Source organism: Paenibacillus sp. S02 (assembly GCF_019454065.1).
GTDB lineage: Bacteria > Bacillota > Bacilli > Paenibacillales > Paenibacillaceae > Paenibacillus > Paenibacillus polymyxa_B.
The window spans coordinates 306,764-326,708 of record NZ_CP073682.1 but is presented as its reverse complement, the minus strand read 5'-3'; the positions used below and the strand labels follow the sequence as shown (position 1 = coordinate 326,708).

At 46.9% G+C, this 19,945-nt stretch carries 17 protein-coding genes; 3 read left to right on the top strand and 14 right to left on the bottom strand.

The genetic code is table 11. The features are described 5' to 3' along the window. The first annotated feature begins 96 nt into the window (after window positions 1-96). Window positions 97-933, top strand: a complete 837-nt coding sequence (locus KAI36_RS01405; RefSeq protein WP_220026723.1) for a helix-turn-helix transcriptional regulator — start codon at window positions 97-99, stop codon at window positions 931-933. 79 nt (window positions 934-1,012) lie between these two features. On the opposite strand, the gene KAI36_RS01400 is transcribed toward KAI36_RS01405, so the two are convergent. From KAI36_RS01400 to KAI36_RS01375, 6 genes are all read right to left on the bottom strand, one after another. Beyond that, window positions 1,013-2,116: a hypothetical protein gene (locus tag KAI36_RS01400; RefSeq protein ID WP_220026722.1), complete on the bottom strand. Its 1,104-nt coding sequence runs from the start codon at window positions 2,114-2,116 to the stop codon at window positions 1,013-1,015. A 434-nt stretch (window positions 2,117-2,550) separates the two neighbouring features. Next, window positions 2,551-3,279 (bottom strand): LytR/AlgR family response regulator transcription factor, encoded by a 729-nt coding sequence (locus KAI36_RS01395; RefSeq protein ID WP_220026721.1) that lies wholly within the window; start codon window positions 3,277-3,279, stop codon window positions 2,551-2,553. 414 nt (window positions 3,280-3,693) lie between these two features. Then, window positions 3,694-4,992 carry an ABC transporter substrate-binding protein gene (locus KAI36_RS01390; protein ID WP_220026720.1) on the bottom strand — a complete coding sequence of 433 codons (1,299 nt, stop codon included), beginning with the start codon at window positions 4,990-4,992 and terminating at the stop codon, window positions 3,694-3,696. 218 nt (window positions 4,993-5,210) lie between these two features. Next, window positions 5,211-7,883, bottom strand: coding sequence for a pyruvate, phosphate dikinase (gene ppdK / locus KAI36_RS01385; protein WP_220026719.1), 2,673 nt, complete (start codon window positions 7,881-7,883; stop codon window positions 5,211-5,213). 271 nt (window positions 7,884-8,154) lie between these two features. Beyond that, window positions 8,155-8,712, bottom strand: coding sequence for a GNAT family N-acetyltransferase (locus tag KAI36_RS01380; protein ID WP_023986581.1), 558 nt, complete (start codon window positions 8,710-8,712; stop codon window positions 8,155-8,157). Window positions 8,713-8,831: 119 nt separating this feature from the next. After that, a complete protein-coding gene (locus tag KAI36_RS01375) occupies window positions 8,832-9,875 on the bottom strand; it encodes an iron ABC transporter permease (protein WP_220026718.1) in 1,044 nt (347 codons plus the stop codon). 70 nt (window positions 9,876-9,945) lie between these two features. Here KAI36_RS01375 and KAI36_RS01370 point away from each other — a divergent pair, with 70 nt between their 5' ends. Together KAI36_RS01370 and KAI36_RS01365 are read left to right on the top strand one after the other, a co-directional pair. After that, window positions 9,946-10,869: a hypothetical protein gene (locus KAI36_RS01370; RefSeq protein ID WP_028541929.1), complete on the top strand. Its 924-nt coding sequence runs from the start codon at window positions 9,946-9,948 to the stop codon at window positions 10,867-10,869. Beyond that, window positions 10,862-11,476 (top strand): hypothetical protein, encoded by a 615-nt coding sequence (locus KAI36_RS01365; RefSeq protein WP_220026716.1) that lies wholly within the window; start codon window positions 10,862-10,864, stop codon window positions 11,474-11,476. Before KAI36_RS01370 ends, KAI36_RS01365 begins: the two co-directional genes overlap by 8 nt. 69 nt (window positions 11,477-11,545) lie before the next feature. On the opposite strand, the gene KAI36_RS01360 is transcribed toward KAI36_RS01365, so the two are convergent. From KAI36_RS01360 to KAI36_RS27520, 8 genes are all read right to left on the bottom strand, one after another. Continuing rightward, a complete protein-coding gene (locus KAI36_RS01360; RefSeq protein WP_220026715.1) occupies window positions 11,546-12,001 on the bottom strand; it encodes a hypothetical protein in 456 nt (151 codons plus the stop codon). Window positions 12,002-12,050: 49 nt separating this feature from the next. After that, window positions 12,051-13,013, bottom strand: a complete 963-nt coding sequence (locus KAI36_RS01355; protein WP_220026714.1) for an ABC transporter ATP-binding protein — start codon at window positions 13,011-13,013, stop codon at window positions 12,051-12,053. Beyond that, complete coding sequence (locus KAI36_RS01350) at window positions 13,006-14,043, bottom strand: ABC transporter ATP-binding protein (protein ID WP_220026713.1); 1,038 nt, start codon at window positions 14,041-14,043, stop codon at window positions 13,006-13,008. The genes KAI36_RS01355 and KAI36_RS01350 overlap by 8 nt, the downstream gene beginning before the upstream one ends. 58 nt (window positions 14,044-14,101) lie before the next feature. Further along, a complete protein-coding gene (locus KAI36_RS01345) occupies window positions 14,102-14,947 on the bottom strand; it encodes an ABC transporter permease (RefSeq protein ID WP_220026712.1) in 846 nt (281 codons plus the stop codon). Window positions 14,948-14,951: 4 nt separating this feature from the next. Then, on the bottom strand, window positions 14,952-15,902 hold the full coding sequence (locus KAI36_RS01340) for an ABC transporter permease (protein ID WP_023986565.1): 951 nt from the start codon (window positions 15,900-15,902) through the stop codon (window positions 14,952-14,954). Window positions 15,903-15,974: 72 nt separating this feature from the next. Beyond that, window positions 15,975-17,594, bottom strand: coding sequence for an ABC transporter substrate-binding protein (locus tag KAI36_RS01335; protein ID WP_220026710.1), 1,620 nt, complete (start codon window positions 17,592-17,594; stop codon window positions 15,975-15,977). Window positions 17,595-17,751: 157 nt separating this feature from the next. Beyond that, window positions 17,752-18,114, bottom strand: coding sequence for a DUF1304 domain-containing protein (locus KAI36_RS01330; RefSeq protein ID WP_220026709.1), 363 nt, complete (start codon window positions 18,112-18,114; stop codon window positions 17,752-17,754). A gap of 130 nt (window positions 18,115-18,244) precedes the next feature. Then, a complete protein-coding gene (locus KAI36_RS27520) occupies window positions 18,245-19,756 on the bottom strand; it encodes a methyl-accepting chemotaxis protein (RefSeq protein ID WP_220026707.1) in 1,512 nt (503 codons plus the stop codon). Window positions 19,757-19,945 lie beyond the last annotated feature (189 nt).

The following is a 19,945-nucleotide window of genomic DNA, read 5'->3' as shown; positions in this document are numbered from 1 at the left end:
TAAGAAAGAGCAAAATCTTCGCTTTTATTATGATTTTTCCCGTAAAGTGTACATATATTATCCTTATGCATTCTTTTATTAAAGGAGACTATCGATATGATCGCTACACCCCGTTTTGCCATCGAGCAAGCACTGCGGAAGGTGCCATTCAGCATGTCTGCCGACCATGTCCACCAAGCGCACGAAATCTATTATTTGCTGGCAGGAGAGCGCTACTACTACATTAATCAGCGGGTATACGCGCTCCAGAAGGGCGATCTGATTTGGATCAGCAAACATGATTTTCACCGTACGAGTAACAAGGGTAGCGGTAGCCATGAACGGATTTTGATTAACTTTGATGAAGAATTTGCAGCCTCGTCAATGAATGTCTCTCCCTCCAGCGATCAGAACCAGCTTCTTCTGCCAGAAAAAAGCTTTCTGCTTCGCCCCTCCGCGGAAGAACAATGCGAGCTGGAGCATCTATTCCGGCAAATGCTGGATGAATACCACCAAGAACATGCCTACCGCCAACTATATCTCCAAAGCTTGCTACTCCAGCTCCTTATCCGCATCCGGCGCATACAATCGGCCACTGCCGATACCATTGCACCGGAACGCAGCGAAAAGCAGCAGCGCGTGTACTCGGTCATTGCATACCTGCATGCTCATTATGCCGAGAGCCTGTCGCTAGATCGACTGGCTGAGCATTTTTATATTAGCAGCACGTATTTGTGCCGTATTTTCAAGCAGACCACCGGTTTTACCTTGGTAGAATATCTTCAGGATGTGCGGGTGCAGCAGGCTCGTGCGTATTTGAGAGAAACGAGCTGGAAAGTAACCTCCATTGCTGAAAAAACGGGCTTTGACAGCATTGCTCACTTTGGTCGTGTATTCAAGCATCTTACCGGGCACACCCCGCTACAGTACCGAAAAAAATACAAAAAGGAGTAGAGGAATGCCCCTACTCCTTAACTCCCATCAAGGTGATGCCTTCAATAATTTGCTTTTAGACAATGATGAAGATTTCGATTTAAGATATTTTTTGTAGCTTGGTAAGCGAATAGGTGCGGCCACCATCTGAAGTATAAAAATAATTGAATGGACTTAAGAACTCACCAACCTGGAATGTGTCCAAATTAATAACGATGTAACTAGGACCATACGAAAAATCGGCTTCCCCTGTTCCAAAGGTTCTCGGAGTTTGAAGACCCGAAGGATCGGTGTAATCCATAATATGGGTTACATCTCCCTTTACATTACGATAATAGCTGTTACTATACAGCCATGACCCCTTATTGATTTCAATCAGTAATGCATTTGGAGCAGAATAGGGTGCACTACTGGAGAACGACCCCAAATATACGCCCTTTACTTCAGCTACTGAAATGCTCATATCTCTAGCGGAATACCCATTTGGGGTATACCAGGTTTCGTGGTTTTCCCAATTGAGTCCCGTTAAGATATTATCTCCGTTGCTGCGGATCGTTGAAAGATCATAATACAATACGACTCTGGAAAGGTCAGCTGTACAATTGATAATGGCAGAGGCACCCGATGGATTTGAAGCATTCCACATCAATTTATAGTTGCCTTTTTCTTCACCTGTCGCAGAACCAATTACAATCGCATATTTACCTGCCGGGATATTAATGTATGCTTGACCTCCGTTTGCTTTAACACCCCATCCAGTAGAACTGCCTAACGAGCCGTTGGCATTGACATTGTACAGAATAGCCAACAGATTTGGATTGCTGGAATCCAGCTTTAGGAATGATAGCTGCTTTGCAGTGAGAGAAACCGCGTAGCTATCAAATGAATCACTGAGAGTGCCATCTCCTACAAATACAGGTTCAGAGATACCCCATGCGCTTTGCGGTTTAACGGTTCTGCTCTGGGTTGAATCTGTGGAAATCTTTTTCGCTTCGTCCGGAGATATTTCATCTAGATTTTCAAATTTTTGAGTATCCATTGCAGAATACGGTATCGAGGACATGGATTGAATTTCTGCCTTCTTCGTCTCTTCCTTAGCCGCTTGCGACGTTGTTTCACTTGCCGCGAAAGAGGGAACTACTGAAACACTGTACATGAGCAGTAATGCCAAAATAAAACTAACACTTTTTCTGACAAATTTCATAATGTACTCCTTTCACGATTGAGATACTTATTTTCAAAAAAATTAGTAAGCTTCGTGCTAGGAAGTCATCTACATGATCATCTCTAAGATGCATAACGTAAAAGTCTATATCACTCGCATTCTCCTTTCGTAGTTTTGAATATGAGTCAATCGTTTCTTCTGTTGTGTCTAGATTATTAAATAGTACAGAAGAAATTTCAATGGACTGGCGTAGATAGTATGTTGATGACGTAAACAGCATGAAATACGAGTAAATTTCCGTCCGGACAACTAAAAGAGGGTGTCGCAAACCAGCTGTAAATTAGCTGTTTCGCGGCACCCTTCATTAATTTGGGCATGCCTTTCTGATGATAGGACTGATTACGCCAAGGGTATCAGTACGACGCTACGTTTCGTTCAAAACACTTCAAGAAAGCATACTGTATTTATAATATTCACTGCAATACATCATCTGAATATACCTCAAGCAGGTTAGTAATATAATTTCTGCTCACGGGAAGATTGGTAATCTCATGACCATTAAAAATATCGACGGAATATGGATAAGTTATTTTTACTCTGTAGATTTTAGATTTTGCAATTACATACGACCTATGTATCTGGATAAAATTGTCACATCCTAATAACTGCATCACTTTGTTTAAGGTTCCTCTAAGATAGATTTCCTCTTTTGTTGTATGATAGATTATCGTATGATTATTCACTTCCACAAAAACTATATCACTTTGACGAACACTATTTATGGTGGACTCTGCTATGATAGTGAACACTCGCTCCGGTTTTTTTTGCTTCACTACTCTATCCAAAAATAGCGAAAGTCGCTTCTCGTCAATAGGTTTTTTCAAGAAGCCCATTGCTTCCACTAAATATCCGTCAATAGCACGAGCAGAATCAACGGTAACAAAAATGATAGGTACCCGATTGCCCATTTTTCGGATATGCTTTGCTGTAGTCATCCCATCAATATCTTCTTCACTACTTAGCGAAATATCGAGCAAAACTACGTCTATATCTATGTGAGCATTAAGATATTGAATTAATTTCTGGGACGAATAAAAATCAGCACATTGCAGCTCTATATTTTTATTTAAAGCCCACCGAGATATAGACGCTTTTAACGCATCGCGCCAATAACATTCGTCTTCACAAATTACGACCTTCACGGCATACCACTTCCTTCATTTGTACAGTTAAGATACAAGTGTTGAAAATTTATGGTCGGTGGCTACAGCCTGCGGCGCTTTACCGAACTGCTTGATATGTGATTCTATGACGGGGACGGGCAATTCATCTTCAGACGGGTTTCCTTCATAATACGGCGTAGCACGAGACGACTTATTTGGAATCTTTTTTCCCTCGACAACAACAACTTCTACATGGGCGACTCGAATTCCTTGCTTGTTTTTAAGGCGAAACTCTGACTTTTTAAGGGGTAACTAATCAGAACCTGGAAAACAATTTTTAACAAAAGCTTAACAGACCCAGAAGCTGGGGGCCAATGAATAGATAGCCCCACAGCGCTTGATGCTTTTTCTGCATCTTGTCACCTTCCTCCCCGGTCACGGCCCATCCCGTGCCTACTTGACCGCCTTGGATATGATCTGATTCAACTTTTCAATGGTTGCCGCAGCATCCTGCTTGCCCAGGAACATCAGGTCGATGGTTTCCGTGATATCCGAGTTCAACCCCGGCACCTGAGCATCATAGGCCAGTGCAGATCCATGAGCATGCCCTATGTTACGTCCCTCAGTCAAATAGCTTGAATGCTCAATTGTCGCCTTTTTCATTATGCTCTCATCTGCCGCAGCAAGTGTACCCATGGCATTCCCGCCTTCAACCAGCCGTGCCTCCTGCCCCTTCACAGAGACGCAGAATGCTGCCAGCTTCATGGCCTCTTGCACATGCGGACTATTTTTGTTTACAGCTACATAGGCAACCGGAATGGCGACGGGCTCATTCTTACCGGTATTGGATGGCCAGTAGATATAATCGAAGTCGAGGCTTTTATTTTGACTAAACAAGGGCTCCAGCCATCTTCCCGCCGCCAGCATGCCGACTTGATTGGACATGAACATCGCGTCAGCCCCTTGCCCTTTGGGAAGCGAGCCGAGATATACCGCATTCCCCTTTTTTACCATATCGTACATAAAACTGAAGGATTCCTTGCCCTTTTCATTGTGGTCCAGCACATATTTGCCTTGTTCATCAAAGATCTGACCGCCATTCGACCACACCCATGAATACCAGTGAGCCCACCAGTTTTCCGCAATATAACCCTGCTTTCCAGCTGCCTTCAGCTTGGATGTAACCTCCTCAAAAGCATCCCAGTTCCACTTGCCTTCGTCATAGTATTCTTGCGGCGTCTTCACGCCTGCTTCCTTAAATACCTTTTTGTTGTAATACATGACCATCGGGTTGGAATCGAGAGTGACCCCATAGATTTCCCCGTCACGCTTTGCCGGTCCCCACAATCCTTCCGGAAAATCCTCAGCCTTCACATCACTCGCATCACTATTTAAAAACTCACCCAAAGGCTGCACCTGCTTCGCCCCGATCAAACGCGCAATCGTCGGTTCATACGCATAAAACACATCCGGTCCGCGACTTTCCTGAAGCTGTGTCAGCAGCTTTTGCTCATATTGGTCTCCCGGCACAGGCACCAGCTTAACCTCGATATATGGGTTTTCCTTTTCAAATGCATCCAGCGCCCGCTGATACACCTTCACCTCCGCAGGATTACCCCAAGCCAGCATCGTAAGCCGCACTTTTTGCCCGTCTGTGTTCTTTATTTTGGGAGAGGTACTGCATGCCGCTGCAAGCAAAAACAGAACGCTGAGGAAAAATCCAATCTTTATCCAGCTCATGTAATTGTCCACCTTAACCGCCTCCTGTAGCTTCACTTGGTTGTATGTCTTCTTTTTTTGAAACGCTTACAAAACTTTCCCTATCATCATATGTAGGAGGGCGAGACACGATATCCCCATTTTCATTTCTATATAAAATTTATTGTTCTCGATGAGATCTGCATATCAATGTTGCTGTAAAACGAACAAGGCAGCCTTTGAAGCAAGGCTGCCTTGAATATGCTAATAAGCTACAAAGCGGACAACGCTCCCTCAGGTTGCTCCGCTCTGACAAGCAAAGCTGCTTGGGCAGCGGCAATGCGGGCAAATGGCACCCGGTACGGTGAGCAACTGACATAGTCCAGTCCGCTGCGGTGACAAAAGAGAATAGACTCACTATCCCCGCCATGCTCGCCGCAGATACCTGTCTCCAGAAAAGGCTTTTTTGCCCTGCCTTTGACAACAGCCCATTCGATCAGCTTGCCTACGCCATCCTGATCCAACACCTGAAAAGGGTTCGTTTCCAGTATGTTTTTTTCCATATAGGAGCCGAGGAATTTACCTTCAGCATCATCTCGACTGTAACCAAAGGTCATTTGCGTCAGATCATTGGTTCCAAAGGAGAAAAAATCCGCGTACTGGGCCACGCTATCTGCCAGCAGGGCTGCTCTTGGAACCTCAATCATGGTGCCCACCCGATACTTGAACCACTTAAATTCCTCGCTAAGCACCTGAACGGCTACCTTATCAACCAGTTCCCTCATTTGCTTGAGTTCATTGGAGTGACCGACCAGCGGAATCATAATCCCCGGTCTCACATCCACGCCCTTGCGTAGTGCCGCTTCCGCGGCCTTAAAGATCGCTTCAATCTGCATGTCGTATATCTCTGGAAACAGAATGCCCAGCCGAACACCGCGCAGACCCAGCATAGGGTTAATTTCCCGTAGTTCATGAACCTTGGAGATAGTTCTTTTAAGACGTTGGAGCTCCTCCGCATGGCCGCCGGAAAGCACAAGCTCCCGATGTCGCTCCTGAAGCTGTTCCAGATTCGGCAGGAACTCATGTAGCGGCGGGTCCAGCAGGCGAATCGTCATCGGTAAACCGTCCATCGCACTGAACATAGCCTCAAAGTCAAATTGTTGCATTTGGAGCAGACGATTCAAATGAAGAATCCGCTCCTCCTGATCATCGGCCAAAATCATCGCCTGAACGATAGATAGACGATTGCCAGAGAAAAACATATGCTCCGTCCGACATAGCCCGATGCCTTCGGCTCCAAATTCACGGGCTTTGACTGCGTCGAGTGGCGTATCCGCATTAGTGTAGACCTTCAACGTCCGAATGCCGTCCGCAATCTCCAGCAGCTTCAGTAACTCCGGTGTAATAACCGGCTCATTGAGCGACAGACTGCCTTGGTACACCTGTCCGGTGGTCGAATCGAGTGAAATATCCTCCCCTTCCTGAAAGGTCAGGGTACCGATACTGACGCTCCGACTGCTCAGATCAATGCTCAGCGCGTCACAGCCGCAAATGCAGGGTTTACCCATGCCCCTTGCAACCACAGCAGCATGGCTGGTCATCCCACCTCGACTCGTCAGCACCCCTTCGGCGGCAATGATTCCGTGAACATCATCGGGTGAGGTCTCCACACTGACCAGGATGACTTTTTGCCCATCCTTCGTCCAGTTCACTGCCGTATCCGCGTCGAATACAATACGCCCACTCGCTGCGCCAGGCGAGGCTGGCAAACCTTGGGTAATTGCCTCCAGCGGTGTGGAAGTATCAATGGAGCGATGCAGCAGCTGGTCCATGTGGGACGGTTCGATCCGCTGGATAGCCTCCTCTTTGCTGATAATCCCTTCCTCCACCAGATCCACAGCTATTTTTACAGCCGCCTGCGCCGTTCTTTTGCCGCTGCGCGTCTGTAGCAGATACAAATTGCCTTTTTCAATTGTAAATTCGATATCCTGCATATCCCGGTAATGACACTCCAGCAATGAGGCCAGCTCTTCCAGACGATCATAGACTAGCGGCAGCTCTTCCAAAAGTTGTGGAATAGGGTTAGGCGTTCTTATTCCTGCCACGACGTCCTCTCCCTGAGCATTTACCATATACTCACCGTACAGTTCCTTCACACCTGTGGAGGGATTGCGGGTGAAGAGCACTCCGGTTCCGCTATCGTTGCCGAGATTGCCAAACACCATGGCCTGAATGCTCACTGCTGTTCCTTGTTCATCTGGAATGCCGAAAGCCTTCCGGTAAACCTTGGCACGCATATTGTTCCAACTGCGGAATACAGCCTCCACCGCCAGTTGCAGTTGCTGATACACATCCTGTGGAAACGGCTGTCCACTCCGCTCTGCGACAAGATCTTTATAATTTGCGATCAGTTCCTTCCATTCTCCTGCGCTAACCTCTTGGTCACTGACACGCCCGTTGGTTTGCTTGCTCTGCTCCAGAAGCTGATTAAAATGGATGGAGTCTATCCCTAGCACGACCTCGCCGAACATTTGAATAAATCTGCGGTAACAGTCATAGGCGAAGGTTTCATTTCTCGACTGTTCTGCCAATCCACGCACGGTTTCATCATTCAGACCCAGATTCAGAATCGTATCCATCATACCGGGCATTGAGGTTACCGAGCCTGAACGGACAGATACCAGCAAAGGCCGCTCCGTATCTCCGAATATAGCCGACTGCGCTTCCTCAATGTCGTGCAGGGCGATTACGATCTCCCCCAATAAGCCCTCCGGAAGCTTGCCGCCTGAAGCAAAGTAGGCTCGGCACGCCTCGGTGGTCACCGTGAAGCCGGGAGGGATCGGGAGACCCAGTGTCGTCATTTCCGCGAGATTAGCGCCTTTTCCTCCTAGTAGCGCTTTCATCCCCAACTTACCTTCGTTAAATGAGTACACTCTTTTCAGCATTAAATTCATTCCCTCCACTTATCGAGATACATGCCTGAATTAATCTATATGTCTATTTAAAGTTGTAACACAAATCAGGAGGAAATTTCAATATATATGACGTAATATATACCTATAACATTCATTTATGATGTTTTAATTAATGAATAAACTTATTTATAAAACACTTTAATTCGGAGTTAGACGTATATCGGGATAGAATGACACGACTTAAAAAAACAAAAAGGACATCTGTTTAGACGTCCCTTTGCTCAGCTCAGATTTTATTTTTCTACATCTCTGTTAGCATCTTTTCAAAAATATTATAGCCGTTCGTTTCGCCTATATACGTATAACCGCATTGTCTGTAAAACTCGCTAAGCTTGTCATTTCCCGCGATACAGTCTAAACGGATTCGATCCTTGCCTGTGAAGTGGATGCCTTGTTCAATCCATTGCATCAGCTCACGGCCTAGCCCCTTCCCGGTGCTATCGCGATCCACAACCAAACGATGCAGATATACTGAGGTTCCTCCTTCAGAATCCGTTTCGTCTAGTCCCCACAACTTACGATCCCATGCACTGGGCTGCTGCTGCAAGATCACTGCGCCTGCCAGGCTATGGTCCTCCGATGCTCGGAAAATAACCACTTCTCCGCGTGCAATAGCGCCGCCCAAGTTGTGATCATCTTTTCCTTTAAGTAAGTTGCCCCATTGCGTGGAGCCTTTGCTGTGCAGCCATCTGGCCGTCTTTAAAATTAACTCCTGAACCTCAGCCTGATCTTCAGTGCTTGCCTGAAAAGCCATTAATTCTGGTGTGACGGATGATTTGACAATAGTCATTGATGTCATGCTGCACCTCAACTCTCAAATTTTCCTTATGTATAAAATATAGCATAAAAAATGAGCGTCTGATGATCTAGCAGAGCACCTATGATAACAGTCCAGTGATCTGGGAAAAGTTTTCTCGTTCAAAATCTACTGCTTTCAAGCAGAGAGCTTCTTTTCCATTCTATCCACACCATAAAGATCAAAAAAGGTATGCCGATACAGGCCAGCACCGGGGTTACGGGAAACCCAACCGGCTCGTTGATTTTAGCGGAAATGACTTTGGCTAGCATCAACAGACCTCCCCCCCAAAAGACGGAGCCCAAAATGAGAAGCCGTGGACGGTTTCCTATCATACAACGCATGAAATACGGCACAATAAGTCCTATATATCCGATGGTACCACATGCCCATACAGTAACGGCGGTCAACACAATCGCGAAGGGAATGTATAGCGGACTAAGCTGCTTGGGGAATGCAAAGACAGAGCACACAACGAGAATTGTAAGCAATGCAAGCCAAAACGTGAATGATCCTTCTCTTATTCCCCAACCTCCCTGAGATATTGCCCACTCTTGCTGATATTCTCCATATTCTCCAAGTAACATAATAAATCCCGACGCTGAACGAAGGACAACATCAATAATGAAACCAATCATGAATAAATGAACTCCCGCAGACCGTCCTCGAATGAAACGGATTTTATTCAATGTAAATACAATGAATCCCCCAAATACCGCTCCTGCAATACAAAGAGCCATACTACCAAAAGAGTCTATGTCCATCCCAAGTAAAAGGACAACACATAGCCCTACCATTGCCCCAGGCATAAGTCCGGTTAAGGTTGGTGATGCAAAGCGATTAGCTGTTCGTAATTGTAAAAGAGTTCCTGAAACGGCCAGACATCCCCCAAGCAACAACATATCCAATGCAAATGGCATACGAGTATGGTATACAACTTCCACAAGCATAGGATTGGGATTTGAAGAAAACAACACTTCCAATACCTCTGCATAGCTGATAGGAAATATACCTGTGATTAGCGACAGAAACAAACCAAGGATCAATAAAATAAATCCTGCAACCAAGGTCAAAACAATTCTTTGTGGACGGGGTGGAGCTGCGTTCGGTTCAGCAGCAATCATTCCACCTCCACGTTCACCCACATGTATTTCTTGTTCACTCATCAGATTTAAAAGATCCCCTTTCCTCATTTACCATAAAATATGAATATCACTATACTCTTATCGGTCATTTATGGTGAAAAATGTAACCTTTCTAATCATTTCAACCGATGATATCCGTATGAGAAAAGATGGAAAGGTTGTGAATGAGGTGCCAAGCCGTAATCCATATCTCCTCAAAAAGATATTTGGCATAAACAAAGAACGTATACTCATCTTCGCGCTGCTGCTGATCCCGGCTATCGCTGCCTTTATTGGAACACGGCCTATGCCTGCACAGTATATTTTGCAAGGAGAAATGCATCCGGTCAAAGATCTTGGCGTTCAGGGAAGCGTGTTTTTTGCGTCTGTTCAAACGGGTATTGCTAACAATCTCCTGGAGCGTTGGAATGTATATTCCAGTGAAAATGTATCCGGGGGAGCGATTACATTTGAACCCCTTGCCCCTGATGAAGTGGACTCGTATTTGAAGGACCTCACAGAGACAGACACGCTAAAATATTCTGCCATGCAAGCGGTACATGCAGCGACGGAATTAAGCGTAGACAGCGACACAGCTGAGGCTACGGCAACGTTCTCGAATCTTAGCAAATTGGAGGATGCTCGCTATGCGGAGCTATTGACTCATTTGCAGGATCTTTCGGGAAATTCCTTGGGTCTGATGACAGGCATCGGACTGTATGAGGAAGCCAATAACATCGACTTTTCAGATGGCGGACGTCACAAAATCGCTGGCTCTGGCACGATGGAAGAATACGGAGATGTCGGATCGGTCGGTGGGCTGGAGCAAAAGCTGCTGGGAGCCGAGGCCGCAAAGGTTGATCTATTTTTCGTACCGGCAGATTATGAATGGTACGGTGAGGAAGGCAACGAAGCAGAAGCTGCCCGAGTCCAAAAGGAGCATGGACTCAAGCTGCGCATTATCCCCGTAGAAACACTGGAGGATGCTATCGTGTATTTGAAGCAACTAGACTGGGAGGAAGTACATCTTGAATGATTCAGATTCCAAAGCATTCCCGTCCAAGACGGCTGGCAGTGTGCATCAAGCCTTACTAGCAGTGGGCACTATGGGCGAATTTCTCATCCTTATTTTTACGTTAATGTATATTTACGCAAACGATTTTTATTACGATCATCTATACGAGCTGGAGCAAAAATTTACAGTTTTTAGCTTTGTTCTCTACTACATGTGTTTTGTAACCTATCTGATCTGGCTAGTTCAAGTACATAAAGCCATCCGGCAAAAGCATTCCGATTATCCGATTCGTACCGTGGGAGCCATCGCTCGCATGATTCCTTTTATTAACTTGTGGGGATTCTCCAATACATTCACCCATATTTATAGGTACTTTGCGCTCCACCCCGAATTGGAGCGCAAAGCCCGTTATATTCAAAAGATGATTGTTCCGCTATATTTTGTCTGGTTTGGTGAAGGGATTATTAACCGGATTCTTATCTTACATTTTTCCCATATGGAGTCGATGTCCATGTTGCTGGGAGCTATTATGCAAACCACCAGAATGGCCTTCTTTTACTGCATGACACGGGTCATTCACAATAGTCTGGTCATGCTGAATAAAAAAGATGAAGAAGGATTGCATTAAAAAACGAGCTGGCCTTCACGGTCAGCTCGTTTCAATTTTCGGTAAAGCGTCTTACTCCATAAACAATATTTAATTCGTCTGTGCGGCAGGTACAATTCGGTATAATCCCGAAGTCTCGCCAGCCGCGGGACGTACTTCCTGGATGAACCATCCTAACGACAGCACTCTCTCCAGCCGATCATACTCAGCCTTCGTCAGTTCGGATGTAACGGCTTCGCTTCCTTCCTCCAGTGACAGCTCAGGCTCCCGCCCGAACGCAACGGCAATCCACGAACGAATGCCCCGGATCGTATTGTACTTGATCTGATATCCGTCCGTTACCGCGCTGACAAACACCTTCGGCTCTTTGGACGCCAGCCCGGTGACAAGCTCTGTATAATCAAAATCGGATGGTCCGTCCGTTGGCAGTTCATTTTGCTGCACCCGACGGATTAATTCCTCTTGAGACCAGCCTAAAGAGCGTAATGATTCCAGCAAGAGCGCGTCCCATTGGGAAATACGTACTCTATTCGTCGATTCAGTCATCGTTTTTTGCCTCCTTTGGGTCATGCACATCGTACAACCGATCTTAACCCTAACGGTTAACCGGGTATGCTACATAATGGCCGGGACTGATTTCTCTCAACTCGGTTGCACTGTTGTTATCCTTGTCCCATACTAATGAACCGTCTGGTTGGGCCAAGCCTCCCTCCAGTCCCTCCCGCTCTCCGACTGCTCTCGGATCGGGCACAGGGATAGAGGACAGCAGCGCCTGCGTATAAGGGTGAGCGGGCTGCTCATACAACTCATCTGCATCAGCTACTTCTACCAGTCGCCCATGGTACATCACACCGATTCGGTCTGAAATATGCCGCACCATCGACAAGTCATGGGCGATGAACAGGTACGTCAGCCCGAACTCCTGCTGGAGATCCTCCAGCGTGTTAATGACCTGCGCCTGGATGGACACATCCAGTGCCGAAATCGGCTCGTCACAGACGATGAACTCGGGGTTCACGGAGAGAGCACGAGCGATGGAAATCCGCTGGCGCTGCCCGCCGCTGAACTCGTGCGAGTAGCGATACAGATGCTCCCGCTTCAGCCCTACCTTTTCAAGCAAAGCCACTACAGCATCCTTACGCTCACTCCCCTGATGCAACCTGTGAATATCCATCGGCTCACCGATCAGGTCAAGCACGTTCATACCCGGATTAAGAGAGGAATATGGGTCCTGAAAAATGCTCTGAATGCGCCGACGCAGCGGCTTGAGCTGTTTGTCGTTCAGCTTGGAAATATCCTGACCGTCAAAGCGTACCGTACCTTCTGTATAATCGTATAACCGTGTCAGACAGCGTCCAACTGTTGATTTCCCACTACCTGACTCACCGACCAGTCCGAACGTCTCGCCACGCTTGATTTGAAAGCTCACGCCATCCACCGCCTTGAGCACCTCAGAGCTACGCCCTAACAAATCCTTTGCGGTCACAAAATGCTTCTTAAGCTGGTGTACCTCTACCAAGGGCTGATGCTCACCCAATGCATCGTTTGCTTCACTCACCGTTATTCCCCCCTTCCGCTTGGCCCGCTTCGGGCGTCTCGTAGACTCCAGCAGGCACTGCGTCCGGCTCGTTCAACCAGCAGGCTGCTCGCTGATCCGGGCGCAGCTCCACCATCGGCGGCCGCTCCACACAGCGGGCAAACGCATGCGGGCACCGTTCCATGAACGGACAGCCCGATGGCGGGTTCAGCAGGTCTGGCGGCGTGCCCTCAATCGGCACCAGCCGCTCGCGGAAACCGTTCGTGCGCTGGGGCACAGAACGCAGCAGGCCCTGCGTATACGGGTGGCCCGGACGATAAAAGATATCGTCCACGCGTCCCTCCTCCATCACCATACCGCCGTACATGACGATGACACGGCTACACACCTGGGCGACGACGCCCAGGTCATGGGTGATTAGAGCAATCGACATGTCGGATTGCTGCTTCAGCGTCTTGAGCAACTCCAAGATTTGCGCCTGAATCGTCACGTCCAGCGCTGTAGTCGGCTCATCTGCAATCAGCAGCTCCGGGCTGCACGAGAGCGCCATGGCAATCATCACCCGCTGGCGCATCCCGCCACTGAATTGATGCGGGTATTGGTTCATTCGGCGCTCCGGCTCGGTAATGCCTACTTGTCGCAGCAGTTCTACAGCTGCTTGCGTAGCCGCTTCCTTGCTCAGTCCTCGATGTCTGCGGATCACCTCAACCAGGTGATAGCCAACCTTTTTGACCGGATTCAGTGAGGTCATCGGGTCCTGAAAGACCATCGCTATCTGGTTTCCGCGTATTTTGCGCCATTGCTTTTCCGTCAGAGCGGTCAGACTTTGTCCCCGATAACAGATATCGCCGTTCAGCCGCTTGCCCGGCGGGGCAATCATCGACATGATCGCTTTCGCTGTAACACTTTTGCCGCTTCCGGATTCTCCTACGATTCCTACCGTTTCTCCAGCATCAATATGAAAACTAACCCCTCGAACTGCCTGATTTTCCCCTTCACGAGTGAAAAAGGAGACCTCCAGCTGTTCGACGGACAGTAGATGTTCTGTCATTGTGTTTTCGCTCCTTCCTGTCGCTCCTGGAGCCATTTGTAATGGATCTGTGCATGAATCATCGTTTTACTAATTTGGGTTCAAAGCCTACACGCAGCACATCTCCCAAAACATTAAAGCTCAACACCGTCAGTAAAATAAGTAGACCTGGGAATAATGCCATATATGGGGCCTGTGCAATATATCCTTGGGCATTATTCAGCATACTGCCCCACGTAGCATTCGGCAGCTGAACACCAAAGCCGAGGAAGCTCAGCGACGATTCCATCATAATCGCTGAAGCGATATTGTTCGTCGCCCCTACGATAATTACCGGAATCAGATTCGGTACGATGTGCTTTATAATAATACCAAACGTACTTTGTCCCGAAGCTTTGGCGTATAGTACATACTCCCGTTCGCGCAACGTCATTGTCTCTGCACGGACCACACGGGCAATGTTCATCCACATGAGCAGGGCGATAATGACAATGATATTGCCGACGCCCGGCTTCAAAAACACACTCAGCAGCAAAATAACCAAGAAAGACGGAATCGACATGATCAGCTCCAAAACCCGCATAAGCAGATTGTCGATCCATCCTCCAAAATATCCGCTCACAATACCTACCACTGCACCGATACTGGTCGCAATAATCATGGACGCAAAGCCTACAAGCAATGATACACGTCCGCCGTACAGTGCTCTTGTAAAATAGTCCCGCCCATAATCATCCGTCCCAAACCAGTGTGCCGCTCCCGGTGGTTGGAGACGCTCCAGCACGTTCAATTTATTCGGGTCCTGCGGCGATAAAAATGCGAAAATCGCCCCCAGCGAGAATACGATCAATAGTATGAGGGCGACGGCGCCCATTTTGCTCGTCATCAGCTCGATCCCGATGTTGCGCCATTTGCTCCGATTCATGAATTCACCTCGTTGATTTAATTCTCGGGTCCGCAATGCTGTATAAGATATCTGCAAGCAGATTACCCAGGATCAGCAGCAGGGCGGAAAATAAAGTAATCCCCATGATAACGGGATAATCCATCCCTTTCACCGCCGTCATGCCCAGCGAGCCAATGCCCGGCCAGGAAAATACCGTCTCCGTCACAATGGCTCCAGCCACCAGGTCCGCAACCGACATTCCGAGCAGCGTAATGATGGGCAACAGCACATGCTTGAGCACATGTCGAAACAAAACCAGTCTTTTTCCAGACCCGAACGCGTATTGAATCTGCACATACTCTTCCTTGAGCTGCGTAATCGTGCTGGAACGGATGTACCTCACATACACAGACAGAAAGCCGAAAGCCAGTACAAAACATGGTAAAATCCCATGCTTAATCACATCCAGCACCGAGTCCGTACCGATGGTACGCATCCCTGTACTCGGAAGCCAGTGCAGATAAATCGCAAACAAATAAATAAGTAAAATACCGAGCCAAAACAGCGGAACAGAAATCCCGATGTACGACATCAGATTAATAAGCTTGTCGATCCAGCGATTCCGATTAGCCGCAGCCGTCAAACCGAGTGGAATTGCAATCAGCACAGCCAGTATGATGGATGCGCCCATTAACCCGGCTGTAGCCGGGAGACGATCGAGAATCTGATCCAGCACAGGCTGGTGATTAATTAGCGAGTAGCCGAGATCACCCGTTAGGCTCTTTTTGAGCCATAATATGTACTGCACATAAGCGGGCTGGTCCAGCCCCAAGCTATGCCTCATTCGTTCAATGTCTTCCAGATGCATATTCGGTGTAACAAAAGAGAGAACCGGATCACCTGGAGCCAGCTTGATCAAGCCGAAGCAGACGATGGACACAAAAAATAGCATCGGTATAACTTGCAGCAACCTTCTGGCGATGAGTTGTCTCATACGTTTCCCTTCCCCTTGCTGTTTTCGAAAAAAATAAGCTGGTTAGCCCAGCTTATTTTTGAAAACCCTGTCTTATTTGTGATAAATTTTGGACAAATCCTCGAAAATCACGACCGGCTTCAACACAGCCTGATCAATACCGCCATACTGCTTGTCGAAGGCTACAATCGTTTTGGTGTAAGCAATCGGGTAGATGACAGCATCCTCAGCCAGCAGCTCTTGTACCTTTTTATAAATTTCTCCACGTTTAGTCGTATCCGACTCACCCGCGCCCTCTTCCAGCAGCTTATCCACTTCTTTATTTGAATAATGCGAATAATTGGAGGACGATCCGGTGCTATACAAAATACGATACGCGTCAGGGTCATACCCCATGATATAGCCGCTGATCGCCAGATCGAAGTCCTTGGCATTCGTATCGACGAACTTTTGCGACCATGCCGAGGAATCCATGCTGTTCACGTCCAGCTGAACGCCTATGTCCTTGAACTTCTGCTGGATATAGAGTGCTTGTGCTTCCTGTACCTTGTTGCCGCCCGGAATGATAATGCGCAGCTTCAGTCCTTCAGCTCCAGCCGATTTCAGCAGCTCTTTTGCCTTGTTCACATCATTATTGAAAAATGAAACGTCGTTCGTGTGATACAGTACGTCCTGTGTCAGAGCAGATTTCGCAGTATCTGCATAATCCTTGGAGCCATAGGATACCTGGATCAATTCATCCTGATTCAATGCATAAGAAAGCGCCTGACGTACTTCTTTTTTGTTCAACTGCTTCGTATCACTGTTTTCATTAAACATCAGATAAGCCAAGCGACCTTCGCTGTAAGGGAAAATGTCAAACTTATCTGTTGCTTTAATGGTCTCTACATTTTGTGGATCGAGATAGTTTACATTGATCTCACCATTTTGAAGGGCCAAATTCGCAGCATTTGAATCTTTAACAATCCGGTATGTTACTGTATCCAGATGCGGCTTTCCGCCAACATAGTTATCGAACCGTTCAAGTGTAACGTACTCACCAGTTTTGTACTCTTTAAATTTGAAAGGACCTGATCCAATCGGAGAGTTGTTTTTCGTGCTTTTCTCAATATCCGCTTCATTCTCGAAAATGTGCTTCGGAATCGGGGATACCTGTACCAGTGCTGCCTCAAAAGCAGGAGCTGGCTGAGGAAGCTTGAAATCGACCGTTGTATCATCAACCTTGCTCGCCTGAATCGGTTTGCCATTAACCATAAAATTACTTCTCAAAAAGCTGTGCTGCTTCTCGTCCAAAATTTTGTTAATGGTGAAAACGACATCGTCAGCTGTCAGCTTCTCGCCATCATGCCAAGTCAGATCTTTTTTCAATTTTAGTGTATAAGTCAGCTTGTCTGCTGAAGGAGTCAGACTGTCTGCCAAATAAAATGTCTTTTTGCCATTGTTCACCTGAAACAATGGTGCGAATATCGCCTGGTCTATCGTCAGACTTACCCGATCACCCGCATAGTTTGGATTCAGCACCACCGGATCAGCTTGTACGCCAATGATCAGGCTGCCGCCATCTTTAGGCTGTCCGTTATCAGCTGTTGTGGTAGCTGTACCAGGCGTATTCCCATTCGTCTCAGACGTAGATCCAGAATTCCCGCCGGAGCATGCACTTACAACCAACATTAATACAATTAATACCAATACACCAGTCAAATTACGACGCATCGCTCTAGCCCCCGTGTCCTCTTAGTATGTAATAAATTTATTATAAATCGGAATAGTCGGATTTACAATCGGTCAAAAACTGTTTATTCCCCTTGTCATTAGCATTCCAGACATTATGTGATCGAATCTAGAAAAAAGACACCCGTGAAGGGTGTCTTCAGAGTATCCACAAACTGATCAGTGCCAGGATGGCAGGCAGGCCTTGCTTTAATAAAATAGACTTATTGGCAGTTAATGCACCATACAACGCAGCCACTACCACACAAATGACAAAGAATAATTGGATTTGCCGCCCGATCACAGGATCTGGATAGAACAAGCCCCACACCAATCCGGCTGCCAAAAAGCCGTTGTACAGCCCCTGATTTGCAGCCAAGGATTTGCTTGCTTCCGCCAGCTCCTTCGAGGTGCCGAACGTACGCATTGCCCGCGGAGTCGTCCACAGAAACATTTCCAATATTAGAATGTACACATGCTCCAGAGCTACAATTCCGACCAATATTGAACTAAGTAAGCTCAAGTAGTTTCCTCTTTTCCACATAAAGTTACTATGAGGTGATTTTTAGATCTATCCTCGAAAAGTATAGTTCATCTTCCAAAAACAGTAAAGAGACCGAGCCTAAGGCTCGGCCTCATTTCTACATGAAGCCTTACATCGTTCTTGCAAAATCCAACAAAGCTTTGGACATGCTGTTAATCTCGTCCGTAGATGCATTCACTTGCTGCGTTAGCGCGGCTTGTGTTTGTGTCAGCGTAGACATGTTACCGATATTGTGCAAAATCCGCTCGATGAGTGTCTTCATTTCGTCCAGACTAGTCTCGATATTTCCGGTCGCATCAGCACTGTGAATGGCAAGTTTTCTCACTTCATCTGCGACTACCGCAAAACCCCGCCCCTGCTCGCCCGCACGCGATGCTTCAATGGCAGCATTCAGACCCAGCAGATTTGTTTGATTCGCAATCTCTTTAATGAAGTTGGAAATGTTTTGGGTTTCTTCTGCACTGACTTTGGCTTGATTCGCTGCCTCTGTCGATTGCTCCTGAGCCGTTGCCAGCTCCTGCGCCTGGTTACTAACCGAGTTAACGCCGTTCACCATTTCCGTAATGGAATCGGAGAGATGCTGGATTTTGAGCGTAAGCTCATCCGCGACAGCCTGCTTTTCCTTTTCCACTGTGATATCACGAATGGTCCCGGCAATACGAATAGGCACTCCCTTGCTATCGCGTATGCTTCTTCCACTGTTTTGATACCAGCGATATTCGCCATTTTTACTTTGCAAGCGACACACCATGTCATATGGCGTACGATCTGAATAGTCATTTAAATGGTCAACTACAGCCTTAAACGCATGCTCGGCATCGTCAGGATGTATACGCGAACTCCAACTGCTTAGTACACTAGGGAAGTCCTGCTCATCCTTAAAGCCCAAGGTGTGGCGGAATTGCTGGGACCACCAAAATATATTATCCGGGTTCTCAATGTCTCCATCAGCCAGAATGACATCATATGGAGCCTCCACCAAAACACGATTGATGAGATCATATCTTGTAACTAGAGCCTGCAACTCCTCGGACTTGATCTTCTGGTCGTGCACATCCAATAGAGCACCCGCAATTCGAAGCGGCACTCCCTGCTGATCGCGGATCGTTGTTCCGGTAGCCCGGAACCAGCGGTATTCTCCATGCTTCAGCTTCAAACGATACTGTACGTCATAAGGCGTCTTTCCCGTAAAATCCAGCAAATGATCTGACAAAGCTGCCAATGACCTGTCATGATCTTCGGGGTGCAGCCGGGATGCCCAGCTGTTTAATACATTGGGGAAGTCCTTTTCGCTCTGATACCCCAGCATAGCACGAAATTCTTCTGACCATGTGAACGTATTACTTGGATTGACGGGATCACCCGCAACCACCTCCATGTCCCATAAGCCAATCTCTATAGCCTTGGTAACAAGCTTCAGACGGATGTCAACATGTTGAGCATCCTTTTTCATGGACTCAAGCGCTTGGTTGACATTGTTTGCGATTTCTTGAACCTCGGAAGATTTGGATGAAACTTGTATTGCGGCGGAATAATCCTTCTGCTGTATTCTTTGTGAAAGTTTGCGGCTTTCTTCTACTAAAGGAGCAAGTGAGTGGGTCTCATTTTTTTTAAGAAACATATATGCTCTTCCCTTCTAAGCCAATATATAAAACGATATAGTTTAATATCGGAATTTTATTAAGAATCATTATAAATAAATTTAAAATTGCATAGGTAATAAGAATCATTTTTATGTCCATATACCTATATTTTCATACAAAAAACATCGAAAAATGTCGAAAAAGGAAAGGTCTTAACAAGTCTGGAA

Excerpts from the sequence above, each read along its gene's own strand:
- KAI36_RS01405 (WP_220026723.1), top strand. The coding sequence starts at position 97 with ATGATCGCTACACCCCGTTTTGCCATCGAGCAAGCACTGCGGAAGGTG.
- KAI36_RS01400 (WP_220026722.1), bottom strand. The coding sequence starts at position 2,116 with ATGAAATTTGTCAGAAAAAGTGTTAGTTTTATTTTGGCATTACTGCTC.
- ppdK (WP_220026719.1), bottom strand. The coding sequence starts at position 7,883 with ATGCTGAAAAGAGTGTACTCATTTAACGAAGGTAAGTTGGGGATGAAA.
- KAI36_RS01380 (WP_023986581.1), bottom strand. The coding sequence starts at position 8,712 with ATGACATCAATGACTATTGTCAAATCATCCGTCACACCAGAATTAATG.
- KAI36_RS01375 (WP_220026718.1), bottom strand. The coding sequence starts at position 9,875 with ATGAGTGAACAAGAAATACATGTGGGTGAACGTGGAGGTGGAATGATT.
- KAI36_RS01370 (WP_028541929.1), top strand. The coding sequence starts at position 9,946 with ATGGTGAAAAATGTAACCTTTCTAATCATTTCAACCGATGATATCCGT.
- KAI36_RS01360 (WP_220026715.1), bottom strand. The coding sequence starts at position 12,001 with ATGACTGAATCGACGAATAGAGTACGTATTTCCCAATGGGACGCGCTC.
- KAI36_RS01350 (WP_220026713.1), bottom strand. The coding sequence starts at position 14,043 with ATGACAGAACATCTACTGTCCGTCGAACAGCTGGAGGTCTCCTTTTTC.
- KAI36_RS01345 (WP_220026712.1), bottom strand. The coding sequence starts at position 14,947 with ATGAATCGGAGCAAATGGCGCAACATCGGGATCGAGCTGATGACGAGC.
- KAI36_RS01340 (WP_023986565.1), bottom strand. The coding sequence starts at position 15,902 with ATGAGACAACTCATCGCCAGAAGGTTGCTGCAAGTTATACCGATGCTA.
- KAI36_RS01335 (WP_220026710.1), bottom strand. The coding sequence starts at position 17,594 with ATGCGTCGTAATTTGACTGGTGTATTGGTATTAATTGTATTAATGTTG.
- KAI36_RS27520 (WP_220026707.1), bottom strand. The coding sequence starts at position 19,756 with ATGTTTCTTAAAAAAAATGAGACCCACTCACTTGCTCCTTTAGTAGAA.